This is a genomic window from Marinobacter nauticus ATCC 49840 (genome assembly GCF_000284615.1).
Taxonomy (GTDB): Bacteria; Pseudomonadota; Gammaproteobacteria; order Pseudomonadales; family Oleiphilaceae; genus Marinobacter; species Marinobacter nauticus.
In genome coordinates, this window is record NC_017067.1 from 3,813,070 (window position 1) to 3,828,099 (window position 15,030).

Annotated in this window: 17 protein-coding genes; 15 read left to right on the forward strand and 2 right to left on the reverse strand. The window is 54.1% G+C overall.

Features of this window, described 5'->3' with window-relative positions; translation table 11 throughout:
- Positions 1–40: 40 nt before the first annotated feature.
- A complete protein-coding gene (locus MARHY_RS17545) occupies positions 41–1,126 on the forward strand; it encodes a GGDEF domain-containing protein (RefSeq protein ID WP_014423004.1) in 1,086 nt (361 codons plus the stop codon).
- Between the two features lie 5 nt (positions 1,127–1,131).
- Here the strand turns inward: MARHY_RS17545 and MARHY_RS17550 are convergent, their stop codons facing one another.
- Complete coding sequence (locus tag MARHY_RS17550) at positions 1,132–2,046, reverse strand: alpha/beta fold hydrolase (protein WP_041655191.1); 915 nt, start codon at positions 2,044–2,046, stop codon at positions 1,132–1,134.
- A 182-nt stretch (positions 2,047–2,228) separates the two neighbouring features.
- Here MARHY_RS17550 and folE point away from each other — a divergent pair, with 182 nt between their 5' ends.
- The 12 genes from folE (at position 2,229) to MARHY_RS18795 (ending at position 11,985) form a co-directional block, all read left to right on the forward strand.
- Positions 2,229–2,798 carry a GTP cyclohydrolase I FolE gene (gene folE / locus MARHY_RS17555; RefSeq protein ID WP_011787185.1) on the forward strand — a complete coding sequence of 190 codons (570 nt, stop codon included), beginning with the start codon at positions 2,229–2,231 and terminating at the stop codon, positions 2,796–2,798.
- 26 nt (positions 2,799–2,824) lie between these two features.
- A complete protein-coding gene (gene folX, locus MARHY_RS17560) occupies positions 2,825–3,199 on the forward strand; it encodes a dihydroneopterin triphosphate 2'-epimerase (RefSeq protein ID WP_014423006.1) in 375 nt (124 codons plus the stop codon).
- 13 nt (positions 3,200–3,212) lie between these two features.
- A complete protein-coding gene (locus MARHY_RS17565) occupies positions 3,213–3,647 on the forward strand; it encodes a CoA-binding protein (RefSeq protein WP_014423007.1) in 435 nt (144 codons plus the stop codon).
- Between the two features lie 167 nt (positions 3,648–3,814).
- Positions 3,815–5,125, forward strand: a complete 1,311-nt coding sequence (locus MARHY_RS17570) for an HD-GYP domain-containing protein (RefSeq protein WP_014423008.1) — start codon at positions 3,815–3,817, stop codon at positions 5,123–5,125.
- 58 nt (positions 5,126–5,183) lie between these two features.
- Positions 5,184–7,451, forward strand: coding sequence for a putative bifunctional diguanylate cyclase/phosphodiesterase (locus MARHY_RS17575; protein ID WP_041655194.1), 2,268 nt, complete (start codon positions 5,184–5,186; stop codon positions 7,449–7,451).
- 53 nt (positions 7,452–7,504) lie between these two features.
- Positions 7,505–7,840, forward strand: coding sequence for a hypothetical protein (locus MARHY_RS17580; RefSeq protein WP_014423010.1), 336 nt, complete (start codon positions 7,505–7,507; stop codon positions 7,838–7,840).
- Between the two features lie 1,508 nt (positions 7,841–9,348).
- Entirely contained in the window at positions 9,349–9,903 is a 555-nt protein-coding gene (locus tag MARHY_RS17595; RefSeq protein WP_014423014.1) for a hypothetical protein, read from the forward strand.
- Positions 9,900–10,244 (forward strand): hypothetical protein, encoded by a 345-nt coding sequence (locus MARHY_RS17600; protein WP_014423015.1) that lies wholly within the window; start codon positions 9,900–9,902, stop codon positions 10,242–10,244. Before MARHY_RS17595 ends, MARHY_RS17600 begins: the two co-directional genes overlap by 4 nt.
- Complete coding sequence (locus MARHY_RS17605; RefSeq protein ID WP_041655196.1) at positions 10,234–10,929, forward strand: hypothetical protein; 696 nt, start codon at positions 10,234–10,236, stop codon at positions 10,927–10,929. Before MARHY_RS17600 ends, MARHY_RS17605 begins: the two co-directional genes overlap by 11 nt.
- A 60-nt stretch (positions 10,930–10,989) precedes the next feature.
- Positions 10,990–11,262 carry a ParE family toxin-like protein gene (locus MARHY_RS17610; RefSeq protein ID WP_014423017.1) on the forward strand — a complete coding sequence of 91 codons (273 nt, stop codon included), beginning with the start codon at positions 10,990–10,992 and terminating at the stop codon, positions 11,260–11,262.
- A gap of 38 nt (positions 11,263–11,300) precedes the next feature.
- Positions 11,301–11,801: a glycine-rich domain-containing protein gene (locus MARHY_RS17615; protein ID WP_014423018.1), complete on the forward strand. Its 501-nt coding sequence runs from the start codon at positions 11,301–11,303 to the stop codon at positions 11,799–11,801.
- 43 nt (positions 11,802–11,844) lie between these two features.
- Positions 11,845–11,985, forward strand: coding sequence for a hypothetical protein (locus tag MARHY_RS18795; protein WP_158011899.1), 141 nt, complete (start codon positions 11,845–11,847; stop codon positions 11,983–11,985).
- Between the two features lie 111 nt (positions 11,986–12,096).
- Here the strand turns inward: MARHY_RS18795 and MARHY_RS19025 are convergent, their stop codons facing one another.
- Positions 12,097–12,222, reverse strand: coding sequence for a hypothetical protein (locus MARHY_RS19025; protein ID WP_268743543.1), 126 nt, complete (start codon positions 12,220–12,222; stop codon positions 12,097–12,099).
- 192 nt (positions 12,223–12,414) lie between these two features.
- Here MARHY_RS19025 and MARHY_RS18425 point away from each other — a divergent pair, with 192 nt between their 5' ends.
- Both MARHY_RS18425 and MARHY_RS17625 read left to right on the forward strand, forming a co-directional pair.
- The gene (locus MARHY_RS18425) at positions 12,415–13,221 is read left to right on the forward strand and encodes a hypothetical protein (RefSeq protein WP_158011900.1); all 807 of its coding nucleotides are present in this window, start codon (positions 12,415–12,417) and stop codon (positions 13,219–13,221) included.
- 293 nt (positions 13,222–13,514) lie between these two features.
- Entirely contained in the window at positions 13,515–15,029 is a 1,515-nt protein-coding gene (locus MARHY_RS17625) for an ATP-binding protein (RefSeq protein ID WP_014423021.1), read from the forward strand.
- The last annotated feature ends 1 nt before the right edge of the window (position 15,030 follow it).

The window sequence follows — 15,030 nt, forward strand, 5'->3', positions numbered from 1 at the left end:
CAAACGGAAACATGCCGGTTATGAACAGCGGGAGTAGGCTGTGAATCTTTTTGCCTCGCCAAATACCCTGGCAACCAACCCGACCCTGGCTGTTCTCGGGTTCAAGCGGCAGCTGGTCTACCATCTGCACATCTGGGCCTTTATTGCGGTCGCCCCCCTGGTCATGGTGCAGTGGCAGCATGGCAACGTGCTGCTGTCATCCCTGTTGATTCTGTTCTGCGCCAACGCGGCCCTGGTGATCGCATTCCTGCGTTTTCGCAGCACCTATTTCTTCAAAGGCCGCCTGTTCCCCATACTGGCCGTGGTGTGCGCCGCCTATTCCACTCTCATCAATGGCCATGCCGGGCTCTACTGGGCTTATCCTGCGGCCATTGCCCTGTTTTTTCTGCTTCCCCTGCGTGAAGCCATTTTCTGCAATGTCGTGTTTGTCTCGGTCATGGCGGTGGTGTCTTTCCTCAAATTTCCAGAGGCAGACTTCTGGCGCATCACCTTTTCACTCGGTCTCAGTTGCCTGTTTGCCATGATCTTTGCCTGGCTGGTGGGGCGCCTGCAGGCCGAGCTTACCCGCCTGGCGACAACCGATCCACTGACCGGCTGCCTGAATCGCTCCCAACTGGCCGACATCCTGAACAGCCAGATTCAGATGCGGGAACGCTATGAACGGGTGTCCAGCCTGGTACTGATTGATCTGGATTATTTCAAGACCATCAATGACCGCTGGGGCCACCTGGCCGGTGACAAGGTGCTCAAGGAAATGGCGCTGCGGGTACGCAAGCGGTTGCGGGAGAGCGATCAGCTGTTCCGTATCGGCGGCGAAGAATTCATGGTCGTGCTCCCGGAAACCCGCCAGAAAGACGCCGACACCCTGGCGCATCAGTTGCTGACCAGCATCAGCGCCCGGCCGTTTCTGGATGACATCCGGGTTACCGCGAGTGCCAGCGTGGCGGAAGTCACCCAGGGCGAGACCTGGTCCGTATGGCTCAACCGGGCAGACCAGGCTCTGTACGAAGCGAAATCCCGTGGCCGGAATCAGGTGGTGAACGCTCCCAGGCTCGCGAGCCAGGAGGACATCCTGGATCGGGCGCCAATGGCAGACCCGGCCACCGGCGGCACCACACCGGCCTGAGCTGGCTAGCGCGCCTTGCGAAACTCCCTGTAGGCGCTGTAGACATCCCAGGGTTGCTCAAAGTGGGGGTAATGCCCGACATTGCGCAACATCACCACATCGGCCTGAGGGATCAGCTCCCGATAGCGCCGGGCCATGGCGGCGCCGGACACCGGGTCGGCACCGCCGGAAATCAGTCGCATGGGCTGCTCCGCCTTTTGCAACGCTCCGACCCAGCGGTTGCGGTGACAACGACGCTCCTCCATGAACTGGATCAGGCGGTGCAACACGCCCCGGCCGTTGTTGTAGTTCAGCAAATGCCAGAAGTCGTCCATGTCCTGCCTGCCCGGCGGATTACGTGACCCGAACAGACGTCGGAAGTTGCGTTCGAAGAGCGATCGGCTGAGCCCCCGGCCAATGAGGCCTCCCAGGGGACTGCGCAGAATCTTCTGGATAAACAGAGGATGGTGAACTTCCGGAAACAGGCCACCGTTTAGCAGGCAGACACTGCTGATGGCAAACGACAGCTCGCCCTCCTGCTCCCGGGCCAGCAGTTCCTGGACGACGGTGGTGCCGTAATCATGTCCAAACAGGTGCACCCGCTCCAGACCCAGCCCCTCTATCCAGCCCTGAATCAAATCCGCCTGATCTTCGATGCTGTAGGAATAATGCAGCGGTTTATCGGAAAAACCGAAACCGAGCATGTCCAGAGTCAGCAGGTTATGCTCGCGCACCAGCATGGGCCAGATCCGGCTCCAGTCCCAGCTCGCGGTCGGGAAACCGTGCAGCAGAACGAGCGGCTCACCCTGCCCACCCATGCGGCTGAAGATGGCATGCCCCTCGTAACTGAACCATTTGCCAGCCTGTTGCCAGGCTTCCAGCGTAAATGTCTCCTGGCGACCAGATGCCGCCACTTCTGAACCCGGTATCACCTGTTCCATGTGCAATCCATGACCGTACCCGCAACTCCTCATACTTTAGTGCATAGCTGCGGCCGGGGCCATATCGCCTTAGGCGGCCTGTGCGGTGGTCCTTTTCTATGCCACAGACGTAAACCATGGAGATACCCGGCGAATTGCCTTAAGCTTTGGCCTTTTTCAGACACCCCAAACCGGAATCGATTATGTCTCTACCCCTTGATGATCTGGCCGATCACTACCGCACTATTATCCAGGGCCTGGGCGAAGACCCGGATCGAGAAGGCCTCCAGAACACGCCCATGCGTGCCGCCAAGGCCATGCAGTTCCTCACACGCGGCTACCAGCAGGACCTTGAAGAGCTGGTCAATAACGCCGTGTTTGAATCCGCCATGGACGAAATGGTGGTGATTCAGGACATCGAACTGTACAGCATGTGTGAGCATCATATGCTGCCCTTCATCGGCAAGTGCCACATCGCCTATTTGCCCCAGGGCAAGGTGCTGGGCTTGTCCAAGTTTGCCCGCATCGTCGACATGTATGCCCGCCGGTTACAGATCCAGGAAAACCTCACCCGTCAGATCGCCGAAGCCATCGAGAGCGTTACCCAGGCCAAGGGCGTCGCGGTGGTCATTGAAGCCCAGCACATGTGCATGATGATGCGCGGCGTAGAGAAGCAGAACTCGCGTATGAAAACCTCCATGATGCTCGGGCAGTTCCGCAAATCCCAGGCAACCCGGACCGAGTTCCTGAACCTGATTTCCAGTAACCGCTGATATCCGACTGACTCCAGGGAGTTGTTATGGCAAACGCCCAGAAACCACTGGCCCGTGTCCAGATCAAGAATCTTCTGCTGCGTGCCTATATCGGCATCAAGGAAGAAGAGATCAACAACCAGCAGGATGTGGTGATTAACGTTTGCCTGACCTACGATGCCTCCGAGGCTATCGAGCGCAATGAAATCTCTGCTGCGCTCAACTACCGGACCATTACCAAGCAGATTATCGCCCATGTGGACGGCCAGCGGTTCGCCTTGCTGGAGCGCCTGACCCACGAAGTATTGACCATCGTCATGGAACATGGCGCCGTGCGTTGGGCCGAGGTAGAAATCGACAAGCCCCATGCGCTACGTTATGCAGAATCGGTTTCCGTGACTCTGGAAGCCAGTCGCGACTAGGAGAATCTGCATTATGCCCAGCAACAGCCCCGAACAGATCCGGGAGATTCTGGAATCGGTTAATACCATCGCCCTGGTGGGTGCCAGCGAGAAGACCAACCGGCCCTCCCATGAAGTGATGGAATACCTGCAGCACCAGGGCTATCGGGTGATTCCGGTTAACCCGCGCCTGGCCGGTCAGCAGGTTCTGGGCGAAACCGTCTATGCAGACCTCGCCACACTTCCAGAGCCAGTGGATATGGTGGAACTTTTCCTGGCTCCTGAGCGTACCGATGCCGTGATCGATCAGGCCATTGAGCAGAAGGTTCCGGTGCTCTGGCTGCAGATTGGTGTGATCAATGAAACCGGCGCCCAGCGTGCCGAAGCCGCCGGCCTGACGGTGGTGATGGATCGCTGCCCCAAGCAGGAAATACCGCGGCACGGCCTGCGCACCCCGGCCAAACGCTGACCTCTCTTACTGTCCCTGGTGCATGACTGATATCGGTAGCCGGCATGAAAACCGGCTGCCGAAGCTGAGCTGGATCAAGAGCCAGATCACAGTTTCAGATCGTAACTGTTACCAATTGCGACAGTCTGACATACTCTCTGAACAATAATTCGAAGACTGGCAGGCCCATGTGGTTCCGAAGTAAACCAGGCAAGTCCAGAGCCGCCGCTAAAGGCCGCGATGTTCAGAGCACTCCCAAAGCGTCTACAGACGTTGTACTGGAACGGGTGCGTCTGCCCGTGGACCTGCTTCAGCCCGGCATGAAAGTGGTCAAGCTTGACCGGCCCTGGACCGAGGTCCCGGTTCTGTTCCAGGGATTCACTCTGCAATCCGACGTCGAAGCCCGAATACTGCGCCAGTATTGCGCCTGGGTCGTGGTCGAGGACGAGGCCGAGAGGCTGGCTCCGGTTCTGGATCAGATCCCCCACCTGAAGCAACGCACCACCGAGCCCCTTGAGGAAACCCGTACCCTCGAACAGGAACTGCCCAGGGCTGCCGATGCCTGGGGCCGAACCCAGCAGTTCGTGGAAAAGGTGATTCGCGACATCGAACAGCATAACGATCTGGAACTGGCGTCTGCCCGACCGCTGATCCGCTCCTGCGTGGACAGTATCAGAGCCAACGCCAGTGCCATGTTCTGGATGGCACGAATCAAGAACCGCGATGCCTACACCGCCGAACACTGCCTGCGCGTCGCCATTTTTACCGTAGCCTTCGCCCGTTTCCTCGGGCTGCCGGAGGACGATCTGGAAGTGGCCGGCATGTGCGGGCTGCTGCACGATATCGGCAAGTTAAGGGTACCGGACGAGATCCTCAACAAACCCGGGCCGTTGTCCCCCCGGGAATATGAGTTAATGCGGAAACACACCACCCTGGGCCATGAGCTCCTGAAGCAGGATCCAAGCCTGGACCCGATCATCAGCGATGTGACCCTGCATCACCATGAACGCATCGACGGCCGGGGCTATCCACAACAATTGCCGGAGTGGCAGATCAGCCGGTTTGCCCGCCTGATTGCAATCGTCGACGCCTACGATGCCATGACCAGCGACCGGTGTTACCGCGATGGCATGTCACCGGCCGACGCCGTAAGGATTCTGTTCAAGAACCGGGGGCAGCAATTCGACGCCGATATGGTCGAGGCCTTTATCAAAATGATGGGTATCTATCCCCCGGGCAGCCTGGTCGAACTGAGCACAGGAGAAATCGCGTTGGTAGTAAGTACGCACCCCGGGCGCAAACTCAAACCGAGGGTTGAGATACTGCTGGATCCCTCGAAAAAGCCGGTCACGCCGCGAGTCGTGGACCTCGGTGAGCAGATGGGGCTTGAGCACACCACTCGGGAAATCACCAGGGCTTTACCTGACGGCGCTTTCGGGATATCCCTTAGGGGGCGGATCGAACAGCTAATGGCAAAGAGCGTTGCAAATCATTCATAATCAGCGCGAGCCTGCCGTTAACCCAGGTATCCCGAACCCACTCACTCCGGAGCATGATGTGGAGAAACCCGAGACATCCATCAGACTGGTCGTTCGTGCGCTGATGAGCCCGGTTTTCCCGGTTCTGATCTTCCTGGTGTTTCTGGGTATTGCCTCCGGGCTCCGGGTTGGCCTGATCCAGCAGAATACCCACCAGATCCAGACCAATCTCAGCAATGAAGCCAGAGCGCTCGCCAACAACCTTGAGCGCGAATTCATGGTGCACCTCGATGCCATCGGTCGTATGGCCATGCGCATGCAGGCCAATCCATCCCAGACCGAGGCGCTCTGGCGTGAGGATGCGCGCAATTATCTGAGAGACTTCGGGGTTTACCAGGCCATTGAATGGATTGACCGCAACTACATCATCCGCTGGCTGGAACCCCTGAGCGGCAACAACGATGTCATCGGTTTCAATGTCGCCTTCAATGAACAGCGGCGAGCGGCGCTATCGCGGGCTGCAGCCTCCGGACAGTACGATATTTCCGGCATCATTGACCTCCGACAGGGCGGAGAGGGTCTGGTGATCTATCATCCTGTCGGGCGGGGTGATGCCAATAACGGTTTCATGGCTGGCGTTTTCAGAATGAATACGCTGGCAGAGCAAATGTTGACCCGGCGGGTCCTTGAACAGTTCCAAGTCACCATCACCCAGAGTGACCAGACCAGTTATCTGCTGAACACCTCGTCGGACCTTGATAACTCGCTGAACCACACCGTACCGATCAACCTGCCGTCCCTGGACTGGTCACTGACACTCACGCCTTCGAGACAGTGGGTCGAAGGCCAGCGCAGCAGCTGGCCTACCATGACCTTTACCAGCCTGCTTCTGATGGGCCTGCTCACCAGCCTTACTACCCTGCTGGTGCAACTCATCCTGAAACGCAACCAGGCTCTGCTCAAAACCCGTAAAGAACTGGAACAGGAAATCGATCAGCGAGTAGCCATGCAGGTGGACCTGGAACGGCTGGAGTCGACCGACACCCTCACGGGTCTGGCCAATCGCCGCTTCTTCATGGAAGACCTCGCGCATACCATCAACATTGCCGATCGACAGCTGCGCCAGATCGCCCTGGTGATGCTGGATCTTGACCGCTTTCAGATGCTTAACGATTCCCTCGGGCATCAGTTCGGGGATGAGCTTCTGATCAAGGTGTCTGAACGCCTGAACGGGTTGAGCAATGAGCGGGTACTGGTCGCCTACTCCGGTGGTGACGAGTTTATGGTGTGTCAGCAGCAGGTCGATGACATTGACGATGTGATTCACCTGCTGGGCCAGATCAAGCAGTGTTTCGCCGCGCCGTTCGAGGTGCAGGGCGAGGCTCACAGTATTACCGCGACCATGGGTGTGGCGGTTTACCCCCAGAGTGGTCTGGACGCGGATACGCTGTTACGCAATGCCGATATTGCCCTGTACCGGGCCAAGGAGCAGGGCCGTAATACGTACCAGTTCTATACCGAGGGCATGCAGGACCGCGAAGTGCTGCGTCTTGAGCTGGACCGTGACCTGAGCCAGGCGCTGGCCAACGATGAATTTGTGCTTTATTTCCAGCCCCAGCTCAATCTCGACACCGGCCAGATCAACAGTGTCGAGGCGCTGATTCGCTGGCAACACCCGGTTCGCGGGCTCCTGCCTCCGGTGGAGTTTATTCCGCTGGCTGAGGAAAGCGGCCGGATTACCGAGATCGGCCGCTGGGTGGTACTGGCCGCCTGCCGTCAACTGGCGCGCTGGAAAGGTACGCCCTGTGAGCACCTGAGAGTCGCGGTGAATCTGTCTGGCCGCGAACTGGATGACGATTCCCTGATTGACCATATCCGTTCAACCCTGGCATCGGAGGCGGTGGATCCGTCCCGGCTGGAGGTGGAACTGACTGAGGAAATCTTTATCCAGAACATCGAGCACAACCTCAATCAGTTATCCCAGCTGCACCAGTTAGGTGTGCATCTGGCGATTGATGACTTCGGGGTTGGTTACTCGTCGCTGGGCTATCTGAGAGATTTCCCGGTCGACCTGCTGAAGATTGACCGGTCGTTCATTACCGACGTCACTGAGCGCCACGATGATGCGGTGATTACCCGGGCGGTGATCAATCTGGCCCACAACCTGGGCATTCAGGTAGTGGCTGAAGGCGTCGAGACGGAGGAGCAACTGAACTTCCTGAAAGCGCACCGATGCAATCTGGCCCAGGGCTATCTGATCAGCCGGCCGATTCCGGCGGCCGATCTTGAGCGGGCGCTTGCGGAAGGCATTCTGATTCCGGGCCTGCCCGTCGGTTCCGGTTTGTAATTACCGGGCCAGAACTCCACACTTCACTTTCAACGGTTTGTCACGAGAGCATTATGTCGGCCAGATATCTGACTTCGGAGCAGGATGCACAGCTTCGCCGCTGGGAGCGGTGGAACCGAAATTATTTTGTGTTTGCGTTTGTGGCGTTGATTGTAGTGCTGGTGTTCAGCAGTCAGTTGGGGCTGTCGTCCGGCGATGACTGGGGGTCGCTGGGGGTGTTGCTGGCGTTGCTGGTGTCGCCGATTGTGGTTCTGCAGTTGCGGCTGAGGTGCCCTGCCTGTGGCGTGAAAATTGGCTGGCAGGCGAAGCTGATGGCGCCGGATCAGTGCAAATCATGCGGTGTGTTTCTGCGTTCGAAAAACTCTTCTGTCGATCCAAAGATAAGGTGAGATCCAATACCTGGTAGATTAGGGCGCTTCAGAGGTGCTTGCGATTTTGTATAGCCTGGGACGACCGGTCTAATAAGAGATTTTTCATACGTTTTCACCGCTAAGGTGAGGTTTTCGGCAGAGACGAAGGACAAATCGAAATTGCTATCCTCATTCTTGTACACATAGCTCAAAAGCTGGAGCCAGGCAAAGCCAATGTGTCCGGCTTTCCGAAACTGAATGAAGGAACTGAATAAATTTGGTCGTGGAGATTTATAGCAAGTGAAGCAACAAGCTGGGTTTCAGGAGGTAGTCGTTAGGGCGGAGTCATAGGAAAAAGTTGGGAAAACCAAGGCAAAGAAATCCTGTTCCAAATGAATCATTGCTTCTGAAGCATAAATTCAAACAGTGATCGCCCGTCAATCCATTTCTGCCAATCACGGTGTGTAGCCCACTTGGGTTTTCCCATACTTACAAGAAGGCGGACTTCCGATTCGTTGCATCCAAGTGCCGCCGTGACATCTGCCAGATTTACAGAACGGCGTGTTGCCAAGCCTCTTTCATTAAGAAGCATGTTTCAAACTTCGACCTATCCACGTAAATGCGTTAGAGTAAATCTGTCTGCTTGAACCCACCTGGAATTACTTTTGTCAGAACAGCATTTACAAGACGGCCAGGGTTGGTCAGATTCCTACGAAAAACTGCAAAGCCAGTTTTTACCTCGACGCTATTGTCTCTCTCTGATTCAAACAATTCCTGAAGAATGTTGATCTTGGCCCGCCCGTCGAATCGGCGCTTTTGAGGCTGAGTGATGTTTTTGTGGGTGAGAAAACCCCCTCCACTAAATAGATGGTGAACGGCCTCCTTGACCCTACCCCAGCCTGTTACTCTCGCCACCGAGTAAATCTGATGTTGATACCTGTATTCAGAACCACCTTCAGCGTCGAAACGCCTGTCCCGACGCCCACGTGAAATACATCGAGTGTTCTCGGGAAACGCCTCAACACTGACGACCTAGTCTAGCGAGATCGCCCCCCCCTTCTGGGCCATCCAAGTCCTCAAGAGCAACTCTGAAAATAGCCGGCAAGGAGCCTTAAGCTGCGTTGCGCCCAACGACAGTAGATCAATCCGCTTCTCCTCGCGTCCGCTACTACATTGACTCCAATTATTCAGACGATGCAGATTTCTGGAACCAGCATCTGAGTCATGAAGATAATCTGGACTACGTAGATCGGGAGCGCGTAGAAGCAATGCTTTTCGATCATGACGTATCATCAGAAGACATTGTGTTGATCAGGCGAAAGCCGGAAGGCTGAAGCTTTTTGGATTGGGCAGGAGAGTTTGGAGGCACACCTAACAAATCCCGTAGGCGGATTAGTCGCGCTCTGGAAGGGGCAGGTATCGATGTTAAACTGCTCAAATAGCATCGCATGTTGGTATTGTGAAGAGAGTATCCTGCGGCTACTATCGAAAAATCATAACTCTAGGCACGCAGAACCGATCCATCAAATCAAGAACAGAAGCTTTACATGCAACATGACACGGACGTTCCGCTCGGGGTGCGAATAGATTCCTCGATTGCGCATTTTTCCAGAACAACTCTCTACTGGCTGAGTATGGCCCTGCTCTTCATAGCAGGGCTCGCGAGTTTTGCCACGATTCCATTCGCAGTTTTCGAGTACGGCGAAGGGTTATACGACGTTTCTGCCCACGAGTGGTTTTTCCTGGCTCTGATTGCACTTCTTTTATGGCGATACTGGATTCACTGTTCACACTTCAACGCCACCTTCTGGACACGAATATCCCGCATTTTCCTGTTTATGGGTGGGTTTCTTTTTATTGAGATCGCTTTCTATATTGCATCGGTAATCGGGGGTTTGAACGCTGGTCTGAGCTACGATCAAGCACTCAATAACGCCGACACCAATTTCTGGGGTGAAGTGTTCTCCTGGGTGGGGGTTTGTCTGGTCCTGTACCTGGCATCTCCCTCGGAAGTAGAACAAGACCAGACGGATGAAGACGAAATTCCGGTAGTCCACGCCGAAGCTTCAACCACGGGCAATCAAAGTAAGGAGCAGTTTTGAAAACGTTGTCTGGCCTTCTTTTAGTATTTCTCTTCTCGATATCTCCGGCCCAGGCGGAGACGAGCCTGGAAAGACTGATTCAGGGTTGCAGCGAGTTAACCGGCATATACAAGAACCAGGACGAAAAGCGTCTTCTAGCCGCGCAGATGACATCGTTGAGCGAGGCACTGAGGGGAGGATACTGCCGTGGCGTTATTGACGAATATCGCCGTAGTGAAGGCTACTATGATTGTCGATCTGTCAATTGGTTACAGCAGGCAAAGTACATCGCACAACACGTGACCATGCCAACCGACAGGTTGGATGTTGAGGATCTCCTGGAGCGCTCCTGTGGGGGGTGACAGCCATGTCGCTGTCAAAGAAGCTCTGCGACAACTGTTCGGTATCGAGAGCTATTCACGGATTCCAAAACTAAGGAACTCCATTAATAGCCTCTTCAGGGCTCTTAAGAAGGGGCACATCCTGGATGAGGCCAACGTACCAATTGAATTCACGTCGAGTGAAAGCGAACACTGGTATGTGCTCAGGAAAGATCTCGTTGCCTTCCATAATGCCGTGATCCTACATGGCATATATTCCGAGCCGAAAGTTGTTATCAAAATTTTTCAGAACGTAGATGAGCGTAAAGAGCTGGCAGAATGGGCTCGGGATATCCTGATAAACAGACAATCCGTAGCTTCCGTTGGATTGATTCGTCATCAACTTACACAGTTCCTGGACCAACTCGACTCCCAATCTGATCTGCACCAGAACCGTCTGACGAATCCTTTCGACAATGCATTACCTCAGATGGGCTTTGGTCCACACGGAAACCTTCTCAAAGTTCTGGCCGCACAGACAGCTGTGCTGTCTCTGGGCGATTCAATGATGGTTCGTTTTCTTGACGGAGATCTTGAAGGAGCAGCAAAAGCCGCCAGAGAACTATCTACGACTGAACCCCTTCTCAGTCGCTACAAGACGATGATCCTGTCCGAGTTTCGGGAAGCTGCGGAGTTCGATGACCTTCTGGACGAATGGCGCAAATAAAGTCTTTTTTGTGTAATCCACAAATCGAAACTGGCTCCGAAGCAATCAAAGGAGCCAAACATGTCTACACTCAATTCCCTGCTACACCACTGCCGCCAAAACCTTTGTGAATCGCATACCCAGCGAGCCCTGGAAATTGAAGATGGTCTGAAAAATGGCCAGTCCTATCCCACCCTTGGCGGCAAGCGCATTCGTTGTCGCAGTGACCTCATCCGCTTCAAGCTCAGCCCGGCACTGCGCCTGATTTATCAAAAGACAGAGGATGGCTATTCCGCCGTCGCCCTGGTGACTCGCGAGGCCTTTGAAAGGGAAATCAAACGAAGACGGGCCTGAAATCAGGGGCCTGAATTCAACCAAATGGAGATTTAACCATGAACGCTTGTATTCAAATCAATCAGATGGCGATTACCACAGACGGCCTGGACCTGAACGTGGCCAAGCTCGACTTTGCGCGGCTGAAGCACAAATACACGGAGTCCAGTGAAGCGGAAATGACAGTTGAAGCATGGGATCTCGGCGAAAAGGAATATCGCCGCTTCCTGTCACTGAAGTCTTTCTATCCGACCTTCTCTCTGGTGCCGACCAAGATCGTCGATGAGATCTGGCACGCACACATACTTGATACACGCGCATACCGGGAAGACTGCCAGAAGGTGTTCGGTCAGTTCATTGATCACTACCCGTATTTCGGGATTTATGGTGACGACGACTACCGGGATCTACAAGACGCCTTTGCGCGCACCGTTGCACTCTACGAACGCCACTTCGGGAAGTTTCCGACGGGGAGCGGGACGGAGGCCATGCGTTGCGCTGACCATGCCTGCCACGTGCCCACCTCTTGCGCGTGCCGCGTGCCTGGTGCGTGCAAATAAGACAGAGCAACATTCCAATTTGATAACGACGGAGAAAACACTCATGTCGACACTTAATCACCAGTGCATACATTGCTGCGCAACCACTCACATAGAGGAATACGATGATGGAGATGACAGCTATAACTGGATCTCCGACGGTGATTGTGGATGTGAAGACGATGACTGGGACGATGACGACTGAAGAATAGGTTCTCACCTATCAAAAACTAGAGTTTTACTCTGTAGCAACGCGAATCGGGAGCACCCTGCTCCCGATTCATTTCTGCATGGCATAGAAACGAAAGCAAAAGTTCTAGCCTTCAGCCTCACGCCACTGCTCAACGATCTCATCAATATCGACTAGATTCTCGCCATCACCACCGATTTCATCAATCGAAATGTACAGCCCGGCCCGACCGTAGTCACAATCTGAAATCACCAACTTCTGCTTGAGGCGCTACTTGACAGTATTGGCCTTCCGGAAAAGGCGGGCATTCAATCCACCAGCCAGCTTTTCGGTGAGCACAGCGATCTCTGTCACTTCACGTCCGCGCTGCGATATCCAGTATTTGTGGATAATAAAAACTACAGCGGAAGTCCGTCGATACTTACGCATCCGTTGTTGAGAAAGATGGTCGATGATCATCTTGCCAAAGAACTGGAGCTGATCGACGGGGAAGCCTGGTACATCCCTCTAGGACGAGAATCTGCACAAGCTCTTGGTTTCCTCTCAGCAAAGGGCGTGATCCCCGAAGCGAGGATTCTGGATGGATTGCCGCATCCGTCAGGTGCGAACGCAGAGAGGATCGCCTATTTCTTGGGACGAAAAGAAAGGGCGTCACTCACAGGGAAAACCAACCCGGATGCCCTCGACCAGGCCAAACTCAAGCTCATGGAACACCTACGTAAGGACAGCGTCATGGATCGAAGTAGAGCAGAAACCGTTAACAACAAAGACTCCCAGCAGGTCTCGTCGCTCACGAAACAAGCAGTCGATGGCAAACAGTCGACAGACAAGGTAATGCCAACACAGATAGAGAGCAGAATTATCGATTCTGTCCGAAAGAGCAACATGGTCGCACTGGATGGTTCTCCAGAAAGGCATGAACTGGAGGTGCGGTTCAAGGGCGTTGGAAGAGAGGAAAGCCTTTACATCAACCGTAAATCTTATTGGCGAAAGGACCAGCTGAAGATTACTTTGCGCCCAGGCTTGAGTGAGAGCGTCTCAGAGGAAATTCTCAGATCCGGCTGCGCCACGCCAATCATTTTGAAAGGAGAGCAGAGGGAGGCCTACAGCAGTAGTTTTAGGGCCTTTAACAATAAAAAGGACGCAAAAGGTTCAAAGAACGAACATTTCGGGCACGCATGGCTTGTCAGTATTGGCGACGACTTCACCAGACTTGGGGAGTTTCTAAAGATCCTCTCGTCGAGAAAATAGGGAGAACGGACTGGGTGGCCCTTGGGCCACCCAGTTGCGCCAGTACCGTCTGGTTTCCTTTCACGGACAGGATCAATCTCAAGATTTTGGAGCCTTTAAAGCAAGTATTCGCCCCACCTTCCCAAACAGTTATTACTTGTAAAACGGAGTTTTTTTCCACCACCAATTCTGTTAAAGATTAGCGTCAACATAAAAATGAATCCGTTTCGCAACCTTGCGTTTCAGGCGGGTTGAACAAAGGACCCTCCTCTCCAGCAGTTTTCGGAGCGGTGCAGTTTCATGAAGGACTGTAAATGGATTTTGAGATTTCCCCTCCCAGCGCTGCTGCCATGCTCGAGTCGCTCAGGGCCTATGGCTATTCGCTCAATTCCGCTATCGCAGATCTGATAGACAACTCCATCACGGCCAAGGCAAAAAATATCTGGATTACCCTTCGTTGGGATGGTGAGAATTCATGGATCACCATCCGGGATGATGGGACTGGAATGAGCGAAGAAAAGCTATCCAAAGCCATGGTTGCGGGTAGCCAGAGCCCACTTGACCAGCGAGAAGAACATGATCTGGGTCGCTTCGGACTCGGCCTCAAAACAGCCTCCCTCTCACTTGCACGCTCACTTACAGTCGCCTCAAAAACCGGAAGTACCCCTTTAGCGCTCAGAAGATGGGATCTTGACTACATAGCGGAACAACAAACAAATGAGTGGCGGCTGTTGAAAAGCGGAAGAGAAGAATCCGGGGAAAAAATGGCAGGTATCGAGAATCAGATATCCGGCACGGTAGTGCTTTTGGAAAACCTCGATAAACTATGTTCAGGCACTATAGCTACTAGCCCATCGCACAGAGATGAGTTCTATCACCAAATTGACTCCTTGCGTGACCATCTTGGAATGATCTTCCATCGTTTTCTGGCCTCTCCATCCAAGTTGAAGGTTTATATCAATGGTGACACGGAAGCCCAGCTCGTGAAGCCGTGGGATCCGTTCTTCGCAAAGCACAAGGCAACAGAACCCAAACCGGTTTTCAAAATTCCATTTGGGAAGACCACCACTACCGTTCAGGGCTTTATCCTCCCCCACAAAGACATGCTCACTCAGGATGAATATGAGGAGGCAGGCGGCCCGCTTGGCTGGAATGCCCATCAAGGTTTCTATGTTTATCGAGGGGACAGACTGTTGGTCAGCGGCTCTTGGCTGGGACTGCGGGAAGGTGTTTCAAAATGGCGTGCAGAAGAACACTACAAGCTGGCCCGCATTCGTGTCGATATCACCAACGAAATGGACAGCGACTGGAAAATCGATGTCAAAAAATCCCTGGCAAATCCCCCACAGACTGTGGCACTTGCCTTAGTCCAGTATGCCTCTCAAGTGAGAAAAGAAGCTCGGGAAATCTTTGCCCACCGAGGTAAGTACGGTAAACGAGAACGCAGAGAAAAAGTTGGCAAGGTATGGATGGCCAGACAGACTCGTGGGCAGAACACCTATCGTCTTGATCGCAACCATCCCGTTATAAAGAGCTTTCTTGACCGTCTTGGAGGCCGCAAAAGCGAAGCCGAAGCTATCTTCAGATTGATAGAGGAAACAGTTCCGGTAGAGCAGATTTGGCTCGATTCCGCAGAGTCGCCAGAAATGAGGTCATCGCCGTTCGGTGCAGCATCAGAAAATGAAGTCATCGAGGCTGCAACTGCTTACCTGAACTTGCTGCAAGGTGGCAACTCCGCGCCGACCGACGAACTGATCAGTGAAATCTGCGATCTGGAGTGCTTTTCAGACCACAAAGAGATTATCTACGCACATTTTGGAGCCAGATAAA

Coding starts and splice junctions, on each gene's coding strand:
- MARHY_RS17615 (WP_014423018.1), top strand. CDS start 11,301: ATGAACGCTTGTATTCAAATCAATCAGATGGCGATTACCACAGACGGC.
- MARHY_RS17625 (WP_014423021.1), top strand. CDS start 13,515: ATGGATTTTGAGATTTCCCCTCCCAGCGCTGCTGCCATGCTCGAGTCG.
- MARHY_RS17595 (WP_014423014.1), top strand. CDS start 9,349: ATGCAACATGACACGGACGTTCCGCTCGGGGTGCGAATAGATTCCTCG.
- MARHY_RS18425 (WP_158011900.1), top strand. CDS start 12,415: ATGGTCGATGATCATCTTGCCAAAGAACTGGAGCTGATCGACGGGGAA.
- MARHY_RS18795 (WP_158011899.1), top strand. CDS start 11,845: ATGTCGACACTTAATCACCAGTGCATACATTGCTGCGCAACCACTCAC.
- MARHY_RS17570 (WP_014423008.1), top strand. CDS start 3,815: ATGTGGTTCCGAAGTAAACCAGGCAAGTCCAGAGCCGCCGCTAAAGGC.
- folX (WP_014423006.1), top strand. CDS start 2,825: ATGGCAAACGCCCAGAAACCACTGGCCCGTGTCCAGATCAAGAATCTT.
- MARHY_RS17550 (WP_041655191.1), bottom strand. CDS start 2,046: ATGGAACAGGTGATACCGGGTTCAGAAGTGGCGGCATCTGGTCGCCAG.
- folE (WP_011787185.1), top strand. CDS start 2,229: ATGTCTCTACCCCTTGATGATCTGGCCGATCACTACCGCACTATTATC.
- MARHY_RS17565 (WP_014423007.1), top strand. CDS start 3,213: ATGCCCAGCAACAGCCCCGAACAGATCCGGGAGATTCTGGAATCGGTT.
- MARHY_RS17580 (WP_014423010.1), top strand. CDS start 7,505: ATGTCGGCCAGATATCTGACTTCGGAGCAGGATGCACAGCTTCGCCGC.
- MARHY_RS17610 (WP_014423017.1), top strand. CDS start 10,990: ATGTCTACACTCAATTCCCTGCTACACCACTGCCGCCAAAACCTTTGT.